The organism is Leptolyngbya sp. BC1307, from assembly GCF_002286735.1.
In the GTDB taxonomy this organism is placed as follows: Bacteria; Cyanobacteriota; Cyanobacteriia; order Phormidesmidales; family Phormidesmidaceae; genus Phormidesmis.
Window position 1 is genome coordinate 128,503 of the sequence record NZ_NRTA01000007.1, and the last position, 15,630, is coordinate 144,132.

At 52.2% G+C, this 15,630-nt stretch carries 19 protein-coding genes and 1 tRNA gene; 7 read left to right on the forward strand and 13 right to left on the reverse strand.

Features of this window, described 5'->3' with window-relative positions:
- Positions 1–24: 24 nt before the first annotated feature.
- From CKL79_RS06555 to CKL79_RS06565, 3 genes are read right to left on the reverse strand one after another with little or no spacing between them, the layout of a single operon-like run.
- Entirely contained in the window at positions 25–411 is a 387-nt protein-coding gene (locus CKL79_RS06555) for a type II toxin-antitoxin system death-on-curing family toxin (protein ID WP_170943992.1), read from the reverse strand.
- On the reverse strand, positions 408–605 hold the full coding sequence (locus tag CKL79_RS06560) for a DNA-binding protein (protein WP_121968782.1): 198 nt from the start codon (positions 603–605) through the stop codon (positions 408–410). The genes CKL79_RS06555 and CKL79_RS06560 overlap by 4 nt, the downstream gene beginning before the upstream one ends.
- A gap of 44 nt (positions 606–649) precedes the next feature.
- Entirely contained in the window at positions 650–1,309 is a 660-nt protein-coding gene (locus CKL79_RS06565; RefSeq protein WP_121968783.1) for an EcsC family protein, read from the reverse strand.
- A gap of 133 nt (positions 1,310–1,442) precedes the next feature.
- On the opposite strand from CKL79_RS06565, the gene CKL79_RS24155 reads away from it, so the two are divergent.
- Positions 1,443–1,571 carry a hypothetical protein gene (locus CKL79_RS24155; protein WP_276299309.1) on the forward strand — a complete coding sequence of 43 codons (129 nt, stop codon included), beginning with the start codon at positions 1,443–1,445 and terminating at the stop codon, positions 1,569–1,571.
- Here the strand turns inward: CKL79_RS24155 and CKL79_RS06570 are convergent.
- The 4 genes from CKL79_RS06570 to CKL79_RS06585 form a co-directional block, all read right to left on the reverse strand.
- Positions 1,568–2,197, reverse strand: a complete 630-nt coding sequence (locus tag CKL79_RS06570; protein ID WP_346427051.1) for an exopolysaccharide biosynthesis protein — start codon at positions 2,195–2,197, stop codon at positions 1,568–1,570. The two genes, CKL79_RS24155 and CKL79_RS06570, sit on opposite strands and share 4 nt — an antisense overlap.
- A gap of 294 nt (positions 2,198–2,491) precedes the next feature.
- Positions 2,492–3,907, reverse strand: a complete 1,416-nt coding sequence (gene ahcY / locus CKL79_RS06575; protein ID WP_121968785.1) for an adenosylhomocysteinase — start codon at positions 3,905–3,907, stop codon at positions 2,492–2,494.
- A 239-nt stretch (positions 3,908–4,146) separates the two neighbouring features.
- Positions 4,147–4,932, reverse strand: coding sequence for a 3-methyl-2-oxobutanoate hydroxymethyltransferase (panB, locus tag CKL79_RS06580; RefSeq protein WP_121968786.1), 786 nt, complete (start codon positions 4,930–4,932; stop codon positions 4,147–4,149).
- 104 nt (positions 4,933–5,036) lie between these two features.
- Positions 5,037–6,071, reverse strand: coding sequence for a two-component regulator propeller domain-containing protein (locus CKL79_RS06585; RefSeq protein ID WP_346427052.1), 1,035 nt, complete (start codon positions 6,069–6,071; stop codon positions 5,037–5,039).
- 566 nt (positions 6,072–6,637) lie between these two features.
- On the opposite strand from CKL79_RS06585, the gene CKL79_RS06590 reads away from it, so the two are divergent.
- The 6 genes from CKL79_RS06590 (at position 6,638) to CKL79_RS06615 (ending at position 11,678) form a co-directional block, all read left to right on the forward strand.
- Complete coding sequence (locus CKL79_RS06590; RefSeq protein WP_121968787.1) at positions 6,638–8,068, forward strand: form I ribulose bisphosphate carboxylase large subunit; 1,431 nt, start codon at positions 6,638–6,640, stop codon at positions 8,066–8,068.
- Positions 8,069–8,201: 133 nt separating this feature from the next.
- A complete protein-coding gene (locus tag CKL79_RS06595; RefSeq protein WP_121968788.1) occupies positions 8,202–8,666 on the forward strand; it encodes a chaperonin family protein RbcX in 465 nt (154 codons plus the stop codon).
- Between the two features lie 81 nt (positions 8,667–8,747).
- Positions 8,748–9,104, forward strand: coding sequence for a ribulose bisphosphate carboxylase small subunit (locus CKL79_RS06600; protein ID WP_121968789.1), 357 nt, complete (start codon positions 8,748–8,750; stop codon positions 9,102–9,104).
- A gap of 83 nt (positions 9,105–9,187) precedes the next feature.
- Positions 9,188–9,601 carry a hypothetical protein gene (locus CKL79_RS06605; protein ID WP_121968790.1) on the forward strand — a complete coding sequence of 138 codons (414 nt, stop codon included), beginning with the start codon at positions 9,188–9,190 and terminating at the stop codon, positions 9,599–9,601.
- Positions 9,602–9,617: 16 nt separating this feature from the next.
- Positions 9,618–10,208 (forward strand): GDSL-type esterase/lipase family protein, encoded by a 591-nt coding sequence (locus CKL79_RS06610; protein WP_121968791.1) that lies wholly within the window; start codon positions 9,618–9,620, stop codon positions 10,206–10,208.
- Between the two features lie 144 nt (positions 10,209–10,352).
- Positions 10,353–11,678, forward strand: a complete 1,326-nt coding sequence (locus CKL79_RS06615) for a ribulose bisphosphate carboxylase small subunit (protein WP_121968792.1) — start codon at positions 10,353–10,355, stop codon at positions 11,676–11,678.
- A gap of 17 nt (positions 11,679–11,695) precedes the next feature.
- Here CKL79_RS06615 and CKL79_RS06620 read toward each other — a convergent pair whose 3' ends face one another.
- The 6 genes from CKL79_RS06620 to CKL79_RS06645 form a co-directional block, all read right to left on the reverse strand.
- Complete coding sequence (locus tag CKL79_RS06620) at positions 11,696–12,118, reverse strand: hypothetical protein (protein ID WP_121968793.1); 423 nt, start codon at positions 12,116–12,118, stop codon at positions 11,696–11,698.
- Positions 12,119–12,196: 78 nt separating this feature from the next.
- A complete protein-coding gene (locus CKL79_RS06625) occupies positions 12,197–12,928 on the reverse strand; it encodes a response regulator transcription factor (RefSeq protein ID WP_121968794.1) in 732 nt (243 codons plus the stop codon).
- 289 nt (positions 12,929–13,217) lie between these two features.
- A tRNA-Asn gene (locus tag CKL79_RS06630) sits at positions 13,218–13,289 on the reverse strand.
- Between the two features lie 123 nt (positions 13,290–13,412).
- Positions 13,413–13,958 carry an NYN domain-containing protein gene (locus CKL79_RS06635; protein WP_240518717.1) on the reverse strand — a complete coding sequence of 182 codons (546 nt, stop codon included), beginning with the start codon at positions 13,956–13,958 and terminating at the stop codon, positions 13,413–13,415.
- Between the two features lie 151 nt (positions 13,959–14,109).
- Positions 14,110–14,757 carry an ABC transporter ATP-binding protein gene (locus CKL79_RS06640; protein ID WP_240518718.1) on the reverse strand — a complete coding sequence of 216 codons (648 nt, stop codon included), beginning with the start codon at positions 14,755–14,757 and terminating at the stop codon, positions 14,110–14,112.
- Positions 14,758–14,858: 101 nt separating this feature from the next.
- Entirely contained in the window at positions 14,859–15,131 is a 273-nt protein-coding gene (locus CKL79_RS06645; protein WP_121968796.1) for a hypothetical protein, read from the reverse strand.
- Between the last annotated feature and the right edge of the window lie 499 nt (positions 15,132–15,630).

The window sequence follows — 15,630 nt, forward strand, 5'->3', positions numbered from 1 at the left end:
TGGAGGTGGCAACCAGCGCAAAAGCTATCTGGTGGTCGTATGTTGCTGTAACCAGCCTACAAACGCATCACGGTTCATCTCACCCGAGGCCGTTGCCAACACTGCACGTTCTTGCTCGTCTACAGAGGCATTGATTTCCGTCCCATTCAACATGAGAAAAACTTCTACCGCAGCGTGACTGGTGCGTTTGTTCCCGTCTACGAATGGATGATTCATGATCAGGGAAAAGCCTAAGGCTGCTGATTTTTCAATTAGGGTTAAGTAAAGGTCTTCTCCTCCAAAAGCCATTCGCGGTTGAGCGATCGCCGACTCTAACATTCCAAAATCTCGGATGCCCATTGCTCCACCAGACTGCGCAATGATTCTACGATGCAGTTCCAATACTTCGATTAGCGTCAGATAACGCATTATGCCAACCGTCGATAGAGCTCAGCATTTTTTGCCAGTACATAATCAGCAGCATCAATAAAATCCATTTTCTGAGAACTTAGCCAGTCTTCTAGGCTAGCCCGCAAAAGAACGTCAAGCGTAGTTCCATGTACGCTTGCTAAATTCTGCAATGCTTGAAGCTGGTCATCTGAGAGATCAATAGTGACAGAAGCCATAGCTATTGCCTTTCCGGGATCTTTCAAGAAAGTCTAACACCTGCTCAACTACTAACCTGCGATGCGTCTGCCGCTTGATCAAAGATCTTTCTCGCCGTCTTGCCGCAGCCATTCACGAACAGACCATCAAAAGTGCCTCCAACAACACCGCCTACTAAAGGCACCATCTTCATAAGGTTGACTACGCCTTTCTCACCAGCCTTTGTGACTAATCGAAAACCAATCTTTTTGTTGATCTCAATTAAAGCCTTACCGGGTATCTGCTTAATCACGTTTTGACATAGCTTGGTACTAACCGTGATACCTGCGGTCTTCAGCATCTCTTCTCCTGCTTCACCGATTAGGCATAAGAGAATCATTGTTCTTGCCTGCTCGGAATGAATATCGTATCCACGAAGGTAAGCGATTGCAGCAGCAGCATTAGCTCCAAGCGCATAGGATGCGGCTAAACCGGCAGGAATAGTGATGGGCATCACTGCGATACCACCTAACCCAGTAATGAATCCTGTGCCAGCAGCATATTTAGTTCTATCAGCAATGAGTGAATCAATAGCATTTTCAACACTAGCTGCTTTACTGCGATAGTCTTCTGCGACTTTCTCAGGACGGGGTAGAATCCCAAACCCATTGATTCCGACATCGACTATCCATTCGAGAGCTGACTGTATAAAATTGTCATCATCGCCTACGCTAGCTGAAACCATAGAATTTTGACTTTTAGAGATTGCCTCATCTTTTCTATCTCTAACTTCTGGAATACTGCTACCGTAATCCTTCTACGAAATCTGTTTTGTCTCTTCTCAAGAGGCTAGAGGGGTTCTATACAGGGCTAGAAAAATGCCATCAGGAAAACCGGGGATCTATGGCAAAGACGATCATGTGGTGTTGAAGAGTATTGGGATGATGGTTCTTGTCGAAGAACTACAGCTAGGCGTCGGTCTTAGCCGTAGTTCATATTCTGTCTAAGGCTTGACCACATCTTTAAGTGCTTCTACGCCTTGCTCCATACCAGCGACGCCAAAGTGGATCAGCCAGTAGAGAATGGTGCCGCTCAAGGCTGCGCCCATGACGCAAATGGTCAGTCCGGCCAGGCTGATTGCGCCGTCGTCATCTAATAGGCCAAAGCCGGTGACGAAAATGCCGATGGCGGGCAGCGTGTTGGTCAGCGGGATTGGGATCATCATGGAGATGGACATGAGGGCGATCGCACAACCAATCACCATCCGACCGACCCGGCTAGTACAGACCGGCGTCAACCTGGGCCTCGCTACCGTTTCAATGCGCTTTAGCCAGGGCATTCCCTTGCGCAAAAAGCCCTGAACCGTTGACCGCTCAAAGCCCTTTTTACGAAATTTCTCGGGTAGCCAGGGCTGCTCTGATCCGGCGATTAGCTGCAAGGCCAACAGCAGCATGACGATGCCAAATGGAACCGAATACCCCGGTGCCGGTATCGGTAGTGCCGACGGCAGAGACAGCAGCACAAACAAAAAGCCAAAGGTACGCTCCCCGGCAATCTCTAAAATTTCGTTGAGGGTGACCTGACGTGTATCAGCTGGGTTTCTAATAGGTTGTGAGCTTTGGCCGGGCGGCATGGGAGTAGCTGCGATCGCACCCCCTTCCGAGGGAATCGCCATCATGTCCCTATCGTTAGACAAAAAGTACCGCTGTAGCTCTACTGAGAGTCTGGCCATGAGAAACCGCTACTGAAACAAGGTCTATAGAAATATACAGCAAGCACTTTGCTCTATTCGGATAGTTGCGTGGGTTCTTTGCTAGATCTTAATGAGTGGATGTAGTCTCGAAATTTTTCAGCCTAATGGCTCAAGCAAAACGCTGAGGAAGTTTGATCGCTCCCTCAGCGCTCCAGGTTTTGTTTCAGTGCGGTCTTAGTACTTGTAGCTATCGGTCTTGAAGGGGCCTTCTACCGGCACATGAATATAGTCGGCCTGCTTCTGGCTGAGCTGAGTAATGACACCGCCAAAGCCCTGCACCATATAGCGAGCGACTTCTTCATCTAGCTTCTTAGGCAGCACTTCTACGGTCAAAGCCTCAGCTTGCTTGTCTGCGGAGAGAGCCGCAAATTTGCGCTCATATAGCAGCATCTGTGCCAGCACCTGGTTTGCAAAAGAGCCGTCCATAATCCGAGAAGGGTGGCCAGTAGCGTTGCCCAAGTTCACCAAGCGACCTTCAGACAGCAAGATCAAAAAGTCTTGCGGATCGTCACTGCGATAGACCTGGTGCACTTGAGGCTTGACCTCTGCCCAACGCCATTCTTTGCGCATGAAGGCGGTGTCAATTTCGTTGTCGAAGTGACCAATATTGCAGACGACTGCGCCGCGCTTGAGATTGGCCAAAATGTTGGCGTCACAGACGTTGTAGTTGCCGGTAGCGGTCACCACCAGATCTAGATTGCCCAGCAGCGCCTGGTTCAAACTGTTGGCGGTGCCGTCATTCTTCCCGTCAATATACGGAGAAACCAGCTCAAAGCCGTCCATACAGGCTTGCATGGCGCAAATCGGATCGACTTCAGCCACTTTAACGATCATGCCTTCCTGACGCAGTGAGGCGACAGAGCCTTTACCCACATCGCCATAGCCAATGACCAGCGCCTTTTTACCGGCAAGCAAATGGTCAGTGCCGCGCTTGATCGCATCGTTTAAGCTGTGGCGGCAACCGTATTTGTTGTCGTTTTTAGTTTTGGTAACGGCGTCGTTAACGTTGATAGCGGGCACTTTCAGAGTGCCTTTTTCGAGCATTTCGTACAGACGATGCACGCCCGTAGTCGTCTCTTCAGTGACGCCGTGAATGCCTTTGAGCATCTGCGGGTAGGTCTCATGGATGTAGCCCGTGAGGTCGCCGCCATCATCTAAAATCATGTTGGCATCCCACAGGTTGCCATCGGGGGTGCGGCAGGTTTGCTCAAGGCACCACATGTATTCTTCTTCGGTCTCGCCTTTCCAGGCAAAGACGGGGACGCCAGAAGCGGCGATCGCGGCTGCCGCATGATCTTGAGTCGAGAAAATATTGCAAGAAGACCAGCGCACTTGCGCCCCTAGCTCACACAGGGTTTCAATCAAAACCGCTGTCTGAATGGTCATGTGAATGCAGCCAATGATCTTGGCATCGGCCAGCGGCTTGCTGTCACGATACTTGGCGCGAATGGTCATTAGCGCGGGCATTTCGCCTTCAGCAATGGCAATTTCTTTGCGGCCCCAATCGGCCAGGGTGATATCGGCAACTTTATAGTCGTCCTTAGATGCGGCTGGCGCTTTATCAGGGACTCGGGTGCTGGTGGCAATCATAGGTTCTGAGGGTCGGTTGGTCAGGTCTGGAATTTGTAGAAGGTGTCGTTAAGGGCACAGTTCTCGACCGGCCCTACTGTGCCTAGCTTACCTGCAAAAATCTATGGCGGTTAGTCTAATCCCCCTCTGGGCGATGCATACCGCTGATGTATATGTATTGATGCTTTCGATTTGTAGCTAGCAGACGAATCCAGCCGACGCCAGCTAGCTATTTGGCTTTGTAAAAACAATGGTTTTACCTATGGGGACTGCCCGAACTGATGTGAACGCACATCTTCGCAAAATTGCTTAGCTGCCTCAATGCCCTGCGATCGCAAGTTGACATAGGGCGTGGCAAACGGTGGCTGCCATTCGGACAGTCCCAGTAAATCTGAAGTGATAAAGACCTGGCCATCGCAGTGCGGGCCTGCGCCAATACCAATGGTGGGAACGGTCAGCGCCCGGCTGATTTTTTGGGCGAGGTCGCTGGGAATATGCTCCAGGACAATGGCGAATACGCCTGCTTTTTCGAGGGCGATCGCCTCGTTCAAAATCCGCTCTCCGGCCTCAGCCGATTTACCCTGCTTACGAAAATTACCCACCTGATACACCGACTGAGGCGTCAGCCCAACGTGGCCCATCACCGGCACACCCGCCTGCACCACGGCGGCAATCGTTTCGGCCATGGCCGGGTAGCCACCTTCCATCTTTACAGCCTGAGCGCCTGTTTCTCTGAGCACGCGGCCCGCCGCTAGCATCGCCGCTGCTCGGCTCACCTGGTAGGTCAAAAAAGGCAGATCGACAATCACCAGCGTGTTTTTAATGCCCCGGCGCACCATCTTCGCGTGGTAGATAATTTCGTCCAGCGTGAGGGGCAGCGTGGTCTCATGTCCCATCACCGTCATCGCCATTGAATCGCCGACCAGCACCATATCGACCCCGGCAGCGTCTACCATTTGCGCGGAGATATAGTCCCAGGCGGTGAGCATGGCAATCGCTTGCCCTTCCTGCTTCCACCGCGCAAACTTATGCACATTGACGATCATGACTGGCTCCTGGTTACATCCGCTACACTACCGGACTACTCTAGCGAGAAGCCGCCCATCAAAACCAGATGTCTAAAAACCAGCCGGTGCTCTTTAAGTCGTGATTACTGCGCTCCAACGGCGCTGACAATTGAGCCATGCGGGGTGCCGCGTCCGGTCGTAGTACTGATCCAGGCCAGCCCTTCAGTGGTGCCTACCCAAATTTTATTGCCGGTATCGGGTGAAATAGATAGGATATGCTCCGAAGGTAGGTTAGGCACGCGGCTTACCACTGCGCCATTGTAGGGATTGAGCTTGAGCAGGCCATTGCGGGTGCCCACCCAGAGATTGCGGTTGGCATCAAAGGCGATCGCACCCACATCTCTCCCCCGTAGCGACGTTACCGAGCGCAGTAGCTGCCCCGTCCGGCTATCTACTACCAACAGGCCAGTCGGTGTCCCCACCCAGAGATTGCCATGCGGGTCAACGGCCATCGTCTGAACCGATCGCCCTGGTAAATCTGTCACTTGATTCATCAGATAAGCTGAGGCCGTATTCACGCGAACCAAGCCCTCTAACGTCCCGACCCAAAGATTGCCATCAGGCGCTAGCGTCAGGGCATTGGCACTCACCCCCGGCAGCGCTTGCAGGGTCGTCATTAGCAGCCCTTCGTCTGGACTGATCATGGCTAGCCCTCGGTCGGTCCCCACCCACAAAAAACCGCGTCCATCCACCAGCGTAGACAACACTCGATTAGAAGGTAGCCGAAAGTTTTGCGCGGTGATTTCATTAATTCGAGGTTCTACGCGCACCAGTCCTTCGGGCGTGCCCAGCCAGATGCGGCCCACGTTGTCTTGAGCCATGGCGTCAATGAATCGGTTAGGCACAGCTACTTGAGCCTGGATTCGACCGGTCTCAGGGTTGATTCGGGCTAGCCCTTGATGGGAGCCCACCCATAGGCTACCGGTATAGTCGGCCTGCAGTGCGCCCACGCGATAATCTGGGGCGATTGGGTTAGCGCGTCGCTCTACTGACAGCGGGCGAGGAGATTCATTGACTACCGGCGCTGGTTCAGTCTCTGACATTTGGGCGCTAGCGGCGATCGCTACCCCGCTCCACAGAAAAGCAGCGGCGGCGATTTGACTCACTTTTCTAGCAATGCTCACAAAAATACCTGGGGGTAAGACCTTAGCTGATGGGATAGCTTGCCCAAAAGTACCCGTGAATCTTCGCTGGTTAACTTGCTGGTCAACTTTGAGTGTGGCTGCGATCGCCCCGCGTCTTCCTTTACGAAATGTTACAAGTGATGCCGCTGGTTTATACTGCCGAAATCTTCTGAAATCCTTCTACATCAATATTCATAATATTTAGTTATGAGACTATACAGAACTTCTAAAAGGAAACTTATTGAACGGCTGATAGTATTCTGTAGAGCATAGGTTTATCTGGCAGGTTTATCTGAAAGCACCCAAACCTTTATCGGCGCGGTCATTTCACAGTTTCTCGGGCAGTTTCCTCAGAGGATCCTTTGAGCTGGGGCAGAGACTGTTTGATAACGCTTCGAACTTCCAAAAGCAGAGATCGTCTGAGCCGTTCGCTAATGCCTAACCGGGCTGGCGGCGGGTTTCTTGGGCGTTGGGTGTCGGTCTCTTTTCAATGAGACACATGGAGTTCAGTCAATATCTAGTTCGCCTTACAAGAATAATAGACAGGAAAATAGGGAAATATGTCCTACTCACAGACTCAGTCAAAGTCTGGCGCTGGTTATAGCGCTGGTGTACAGGATTACCGGCTGACTTACTACGCGCCGGACTACACGCCCAGAGATACAGATATTTTGGCTGCGTTCCGGATGACGCCTCAGCCTGGCGTTCCTCCCGAAGAGTGCGCAGCTGCAGTAGCAGCAGAGTCTTCTACCGGTACCTGGACGACCGTGTGGACCGACCTGCTGACCGATATGGATCGCTACAGAGGCCGCTGCTACGACATTGAGCCCGTCCCTGGCGAAGACAATCAGTACATCGCTTATGTGGCCTATCCGCTCGACTTGTTTGAGGAAGGCTCGGTCACTAACCTGCTCACCTCTATTGTGGGTAACGTTTTTGGCTTTAAAGCCCTACGCGCCCTGCGCTTAGAAGACCTGCGGATTCCGGTGGCCTATCTGAAGACGTTCCAAGGACCGCCTCACGGTATTCAAGTTGAGCGCGATCGCATCAACAAGTACGGTCGTCCGCTGCTGGGCTGCACCATCAAGCCTAAGCTGGGCCTATCTGCTAAGAACTATGGCCGGGCAGTCTATGAGTGTCTGCGCGGCGGTCTTGACTTCACTAAAGACGACGAGAACATCAACTCTCAGCCCTTCCAGCGCTGGCGCGATCGCTTCTTGTTTGTCGCTGACGCCATTGGCAAATCACAGGCCGAAACCGGTGAGATTAAAGGTCACTACCTCAACGTCACCGCTTCCACCTGCGAAGAGATGATCAAGCGGGCCGAGTACGCCAAAGAACTCGACATGCCCATCATCATGCACGACTTCTTAACGGCCGGCTTTACGGCTAACACCACCCTGTCTCACTGGTGCCGCGACAACGGCGTGCTCTTGCACATTCACCGCGCTATGCACGCTGTGATTGACCGTCAGAAGAACCACGGTATGCACTTCCGCGTGCTGGCTAAGTGTCTGCGGATGTCCGGCGGTGACCACATTCACACCGGTACGGTTGTGGGTAAATTGGAAGGCGATCGCGGCGCTACTTTAGGCTTTGTTGACCTGCTGCGCGAAAACTACATCGAGCAAGACAAGTCTCGCGGTATCTACTTCACCCAAGACTGGGCTTCGATGCCTGGTGTGATGGCCGTTGCCTCCGGTGGTATCCACGTATGGCATATGCCTGCACTGGTAGAAATCTTTGGTGATGACTCCGTGCTGCAGTTCGGCGGCGGCACCCTGGGTCACCCTTGGGGTAACGCACCGGGCGCAACCGCTAACCGGGTGGCTCTCGAAGCCTGCGTGCAAGCTCGCAACGAAGGCCGTAACCTGGCCCGCGAAGGTGGCGACATCATTCGCGAAGCCTGCAAGTGGTCTCCTGAACTGGCTGCTGCCTGTGAACTCTGGAAAGAGATCAAGTTTGAGTTCGACACCGTCGATACTATCTAAGCTGCCGCTAACGCATCAGCGTCTGGCAGGTCTACATCTGGCAGAGCGGTATCAGGTAGAGCGGTTTCTTAAGCACCCAGATGAGACAATAGTCAGCACAAGATTTATCGGCGCTCTCTAGAGTGCCTCCAGTATGAATCTCAAGCGAATCGCAAAAGATACGGCTCAGGTACTCACCAGCTACCTCACCTATCAAGCCGTTCGCACCGTGCTAAACCAGCTCAGAGAAACCAATCTACCCCGGTTCTATTGGCTCAATGAGTTTTCTAGTCGTGAAAAGCTCCAAGACGGCGAAGCTTACATCGCCAGTCTGCTGCAAGTGCAGCCCGATTTGGCCCTGCGGATTATGACCGTCAGGCAACATATTGCCGAAGAGATTGCCGAATTTCTCCCTGAAATGGTGACGAGCAATATCCAGCAGGCCAACATCGGGCATCGCAAAAAGCAGCTAGAGCGCATGACTCAGATGACCTCAGAAGAGTTAACAGCCAGTGTCGATAGGGTAAAAAGCGAGTCAGAATCTGAGTCGCTCCCGCCCGAATCCGACCTTTCTGGGTCTGATGCGACCGATGCCGAACCACCGGATGCAGCCGCCTGATAGCAAGCTTCTTCAGCCTGCGATTCCAGTTCATTGAAAATATTTCAGCTATCAACTTTCCCTTTCGACTAAAAGAAACTCATGAAAACTCTGCCAAAAGAGCGCCGGTATGAAACTCTTTCGTACCTGCCCCCCCTGACCGACAGCCAAATTGAAAAGCAGCTCAACTACTGTCTGCAAATGGGCTACATTCCCGCCGTCGAATTTAACGAAGATTCGAACCCTGAGACTTACTACTGGACGATGTGGAAGCTGCCTTTGTTTGGCGCAACCAGCACTCGCGCGGTGCTCGACGAAATCCAAGCCTGCCGCTCTGAGTACGGCAACTGCTTCATCCGCGTCGTTGGCTTTGACAATGTCAAGCAGTGCCAAGCAGTGAGCTTTATCGTTCACAAGCCCGGCAGCAACAACAATAGTGGCAGCGGCTACCGCTACTAGAATTTAGTTATTGAACTAAATCTGATTGGGGAGGCACTCTGTCTCCCCTTTTTCGTGAATTTTGCCTTTCGTGAGGAATCAGTATGTCTCAGACAGGGCGCTTGGTGATGCTGGCTGAAGATCAGCTGACTGAGTACAGTACCGACGCGCGAAAGATTGAGAAGCTGCGGCAAAAGATTTCGCTGTCGGTGTCGCCTGCTCAGCAAAAGCAGGTAAAGCAAGAGTTAGACGCCGATTTGCCTCGGAATTTCTTTGACAATATTTTGCTGGAGCAGCGGCAGGCAGTGTCTCTGCCCTTTTGGGGAATTGCCGGGCTAGGGCTACTGTTCGGCATTTCGTTTACGCAGCCGGTAGACTTTGTGGCGACCGGGCTAGGTGGGGCGGCGGCCATTATTATCCAAAGACGCGGCTGGAAGCTACAGGCAAAAAATCTGGTGATGCAGGCGCTGACGGAGATTGAAGAACGCACTCAGTCCGTGAGAACCGCTAGCAAGTAGCGCCTCCACCTTCATCATGACAGACACTCGTATATGCTTTTTTGGTGACTCTTTTGTGAATGGGACAGGCGACCCGGCCTATTTGGGTTGGAGTGGTAGAGTCTGTGCGGCGATCGCTCACCCTAATCTGACTTATTACAATCTGGGCATTCGAGGCAATACTAGCGAACAAATAGAAGCGCGCTGGCAAGCTGAAGCTGCCCTACGGTTCTGTCCGAACTGCGCCCCTCGTTTGGTCTTCTCGTTTGGTGTCAATGACAACTGTATTGAAGACGGTCGCTTGCGGGTAGATGCAAAGCGGTCAATTGATTGCGCTCGCCGGATTTTGACCCAGGCTAAAGCGCTGTACCCGACGCTCTTGATTGGCCCGCCGCCCATTGCAGATGAAACTATTAATGACCGTACAGTAGTCACTTCGATGGCTTATGCTGCGCTCTGCGATCATCTGGCGATTCCCTATTTAGAAACTTACCGACCGCTCAGACAAAATCAGGTTTGGATGAACGAAGTGGCTTCGGGAGACGGGTCTCATCCTGCGGCGGCTGGCTATGAAGCGATCGCTCAACTGGTACTAGATTGGCCTGCCTGGCAGGATTGGTTTGCGTAGAGCCCTTTTGCCTGAGACAGACCAGCGAAACCATCTGTTTTACTGATGCGTCGGTCTATACTTTTTGATGAAAAACGGTATTCTTTGATACCAAACTAAATTTAAGATAGGGAAAGCCATTTATACAGTGTTAGCAGTCTGCATATGACCTATTACATTGCGCCGCTTTTTTTGAATAAGCTGGCTGTCCACATCACCAAAAATTACCTGGATCTGCCTCGGGTTAAGATTCCGCTGATTTTAGGAATACATGGGCGCAAGGGGGAAGGCAAGACCTTTCAGTGCGAGCTGGTGTTTCAGCAAATGGGGGTCGAAGTGGTGCATATTTCTGGGGGCGAACTCGAAAGCCCAGATGCAGGCGACCCGGCCAGGCTGGTTCGGCTGCGCTATCGGGAGGCGGCTGAATTGGTGCGGGTGCGCGGCTGTATGGCGGTGCTGATGATCAATGACCTGGATGCGGGTGCAGGCCGTTTTGATCGGATGACGCAGTACACCGTGAATACTCAGCTGGTGAACAACACGCTGATGAATATTGCGGACAACCCGACTGATGTGCAGTTGCCGGGCAGCTATGACGAAAAAGAGCTGCCGCGCATTCCAATTATTGCTACTGGTAATGACTTTGCCACGCTCTATGCGCCGCTGATTCGCGATGGGCGAATGCAGAAGTTTTATTGGGAGCCGAGCCATGAAGATCGCCTGGGCATTGTCGGCGGCATGTTTGCTGAAGACGGCCTGCCTGCCAGCGATGTAGAAAAGCTGGTGAATCACTTTAAGGATCAGGCGATTGATTTTTTCGGGGCGGTGCGATCGCAAATCTACGACGAACAAATCACCCAGTTTATCCAGTCAGTCGGCATCGAAAATATTGCTCGCAGCGTCGTCAATACGCTAAAAGTTCCCTCCTTTGCCAAACCTAACTTTCAGCTTGAGCACCTGATAGCGGTAGGTAAAACGCTCGTCCAAGAACAAGAGTATGTTCGGACCATGGGATTAGTCAGCGAATACAATCAGGCACTAACGCCTGGCCGCCCTAGTCAAGCCCGCCGCTACGGAGAGTCAGCGCTGCTCACACCGCCCGAAAACAACCCGCTACAACCGTACAGCTTAAGTCCCAGAGCCGCTGAAAAAAATGTTAAGCCCTCGCCCTCAACCCCGCCCCTTAAATCACCTGCTCAGGCGCAGTCTAACGGTGCTGCTGATGATCCGCTTCCCCCAGACATTCAGCGGCAGCTTAGCGCTATTTTGGCCCAAGGCCATCGCTTAGGAATAGAACATGTTGATAAACGACGTTTCCGAGTGAACTCATGGCGATCGCACGACACCTTTGACAGCTCAGACGAAGCAGCGGCAGCTAATAGCCTAAAAGACTGCCTCAGACAGTTTCCAGACCACTACGTCCGGCTGATCAGCATCGACCGCCAGACCAAGCGGCGCGTCACTGAGACCATTATTCACAGACCGCAGTGAGAAGTGGGCATAAGCCTTTATGACTGTTGCAAATACTGTTTGAGCCGGAGTAAGCTGAGCGTCTGCCCCAAATTGAGCGGGAGCAAAGAGATTCCTTCTAAGCGAGACTGCACCCAGCCGTCTCCCCACTGCCATTCGTGAAAGCCATCAATGCTGCCACTCAGCAAAAAGCGCACGCCATAAGGCGAAATCTGTTCTACCCGGTGCCCGATTTTTGCTAAACCCAGCGCACTCTCAAACTCTTGGCCAACTGACAGCTTACCTACCGAAGTGCTGCTAGCAGACCAGTTGTTAACTTCACCATTCCCACTAGAAAATTTGACCTGCTGGGGCCACAGCCACTGTTTGAGTCTTTCGGGCTCTGTGAGACTTTCACTGATTTTGTCGGCGCTAGCTTCTATCTCTATCCTGAGGTCGCTGTGCTGATAGGTGCCAAACATCTGAACTACTCAAACCTGCGCTACATCTGAAAGTACTCTAACGCAGCTGACAGCCATAAAAGACAGCTTGAAAGCGCATCAGCTAGCCAATTCAGAGCGGAGGTCAGTTGCGCTCGGTAGCTCCAGACAGTAGCCTGCGCCGTAGACTGTCTTAATATACCGTGGGTGCCTGGGATCGGGCTCTAGCTTAGTGCGCAGATGCCGGATATGAACTCGAATAGTTTCGATGTCATCGTTAGGGTCGTAGCCCCAGACTTCTTTGAGAATTTCGCTGGGTGAGACTGTTTGGCCATGGCGCTGTAGCAGGCAGTGCAACAGTTCAAACTCTAGATGAGTGAGCTTGACGGTTTTGTCTAGCCAGATGGCTTCAAATCTTTCGGGTACCAGCGTCAGCGAGCCGTAGCTTAAGATCTCGCTGTGCTTAGCCGCCTGAGGAATGCGGTCAGTGCGGCGCAGGAGAGCCCGCACCCGAGCCAGCATTTCTTCTAGCTCAAAGGGCTTAGTTAGATAGTCATCTGCGCCAGCATTAAAGCCGTCAACTTTGTTTTGGAGTTCGCCCAGGGCCGTCAGCATGAGCACTGGAATATCTGCTGTCCGGTCATCACGGCGGAGTCGCTGACAGACCGTAAACCCGTCTACCTTCGGCAGCATCAGATCCAGCATGATCAAATCGGGCACAATCTGCACGGCTAGGGCCTGACCTCTAATCCCGTCACCTGCCTGGTTAATGTCGTAGCCCGCCATCTCAAGGTTAATTGAAATCAGTTCGACGATAGCTGGATCATCATCAATGACGAGTATACGAGGCATGTTAAAAAAGGTATTGCTATAGAATTAAGACTACCACCTCTATCAGAAGTAACAAGTACACATGCTTGCCACTTCCATAGGGCGTATCTGACAAATACATGCGCCTGCATTTATCTGTGTGGGCGCATGACCCCTTGTAAGCGCAGGAGAATCACGGGTGACAATTGCGATCTTAACATTGCGTTACAAAGATTAAGCAGCGTCATGAAGATCAAGCAAGCAAGCAAGCACAATCTCAGCGACTCGATGCCTGAAGGCTGCAGCAGTGCGGCTAAATACTTGAATTAAACTCCCCAGGTAGGATTCGAACCTACGACCAATCGATTAACAGTCGACCGCTCTACCACTGAGCTACTGAGGAATGCGTATTTCATAGTACATAAAGCAGTGTTAATTTGGCAAGGCAATTTTCATATCTGGCATGGGTCACTTGGCACTTTGCGACAGGCGATCGCTCCCCTCCCGTAAAACCTGGCAAAAACCCCTAGTCCATCAGGCCCATTCTCATTCTTGCGAGCCGCGCCTGCACAGCTGGGTCCAGATTGGTCAATAATCCGCGCGATCGCCGTTTGTTGGTCTGCTGTCGCCGCCTGACCCGCTGACCGGTCTGAGTGACTTCATATTCGAGCTGCTGCGCTGAAATACCTTCAGCCCCATAGCCGATGGCGGTTTGCCGATGAACGCTGTCAGAGGTCGCCACAATTAGCCGCTGGGTAAATTTGCGGGCGTCGTTGCGAAACTTAGCGCAGGCTCTCTCGATATAGCTGTCGGCAGTCTGGCCGTAGCCGGTGTAGTGTACCGACAGATAAGGCGTAATCGCTTCTTGGGAGGCGGGCGATCGCTGTCCGTAGGCATCGAACACAGCCCAGGTTTCATAGCCTTCGTAGGTGCTGTAGTTGGCCAGCGCTGCAATCAGCGAGTCACGGGCAGCCTCGAAGCCCTTTGTCTGCTTGAGAGCCGCTAAATCCGCCCATGCGCCTATGATGTTGTAGCCATCGACCAGTAAGATTGCCTGAGGAGTGCCTGCCATGATTAGGCCAAGTATGAATTTTTCTGAAATTTCCTCAATGGTAAGCGATTTTTCTCCGGGCGTCTGATTTTTCCAATCCAGAGGCCCAACTGGCTGTTACTCCTGGCTGTTACTCACACTGTTACTCACAGAGGGTACGACTGGGTTGGCATCAACTATTTTGCAGCTTGTGCTTAAGGCGCTGCGGGTCGCCCTGGTCGCTGACGTTGCCATTTTCTAGCAGGAAAGCGCGATCACAATAGTCCAATTCAGCTAAGCGATGCGTCACCCATAGGGCCGTTAATCCTCGGCTTTTGACCAGCGCCTGCACTTGTTTAACCAGGTCAATTTGACTGTCCGGATCGAGCAGGGCAGTCGGTTCATCTAAGAGCAAAATTTGGCAGTGTTGGGCAATGGCTCCGGCGATCGCTACCCTCTGCTTCTGCCCCCCACTGAGCGCGTAAATCGGCCTTCGCTGCAAGTGCAGTAGATTAACAGCCGATAGCGCCTCCTCTACCCGCTGCCGAATTTGAGGCAGGGCCAGCCGTTCTTTAACCAGGCCAAAGGCAACGTCTGCGCCAACGGTGGGCATCACTAGCTGATGATCGGGGTTTTGAAACACAAATCCAACCGGGCCGTAGGTAGCCATCGTCCCGGTTTGGCGAGCCAGCAGACCGGCTAACAGCCGCAGCAGCGTAGATTTACCGCTGCCGTTATTGCCCAGCAGCATACAAAACTCGCCTTGCCCCACCGTTAGCGAGCAGTTGCGCAGGACCGCCGCCCCCGACGGCCAGTGAAAGCTGACGTTTCGGATGGCGATCGCCCTTTCTGCAGACGACTCAGGAAAATGGCCATCTAACTGGCTATCTAATGGGCCATCTATATTATCGGCAGCGCCTGACGGATCTTTTGGCAAAAGCCTTACTCACCTGCTAACGCAAAGAAGCCGGGCTGGCGACCAGCAGACGCGCCTTTGCCCGATTTGTCGTACATCTGAACGGCAGCTAGCTCACTGACGGCGATCGCCACCTTTTTATCAGCCACCTCGTCACAAGTGATTTCTAACGTGACCGGATTACCTGATGCGATCGCGTCTAAAGCCTGCTTGTAAGTCGCTTCTGCGGCTTCTTTCCCCTTTTTTTGCACGGTCAACGGCAGGGGCGTGTGCTTCAGCGCAAATTCTACAATATACATAGGTGTCAATTAGCTAAGACCAGCGTTGCTAAGTCAAGTTCGCCCTCTAGTATCGCAAACATTTTAAGAATAAGGGCCGCTAATCTTAAGCTCTAGCGCTTTACAATTGGTAACAATCGGCTGTTAAATCAGTGACAAATATGAGAAAGGCGCGTTCAGCTCAGGTTCGTTTATCTCAACTAGAGTAGCCAGAATCCTCTGAGAGAATGGTTTCCCCCCTTCGAGGGATCATTCTTATCCGCTAGCGGGAAGATTTTTCTGAGAAAATGCCTCTATAATAATGAGAAGTGGAGTAAAGATTGGTAAATACTTGTATTAATATTAACGAGTCAGTGTTAACCGCTGATAAGTGAGCCAATTTCTACCCCGTCCTATATAGATAATCCAATTTGGAGACTACTTAATGACTATAGCAATGGGACAAGCGCCCGCCGGGCGGGGACGGTTTGACGTTCTCGACGACTGGCTAAAGCGCGACCGATTTGTCTTTATCGGCTGG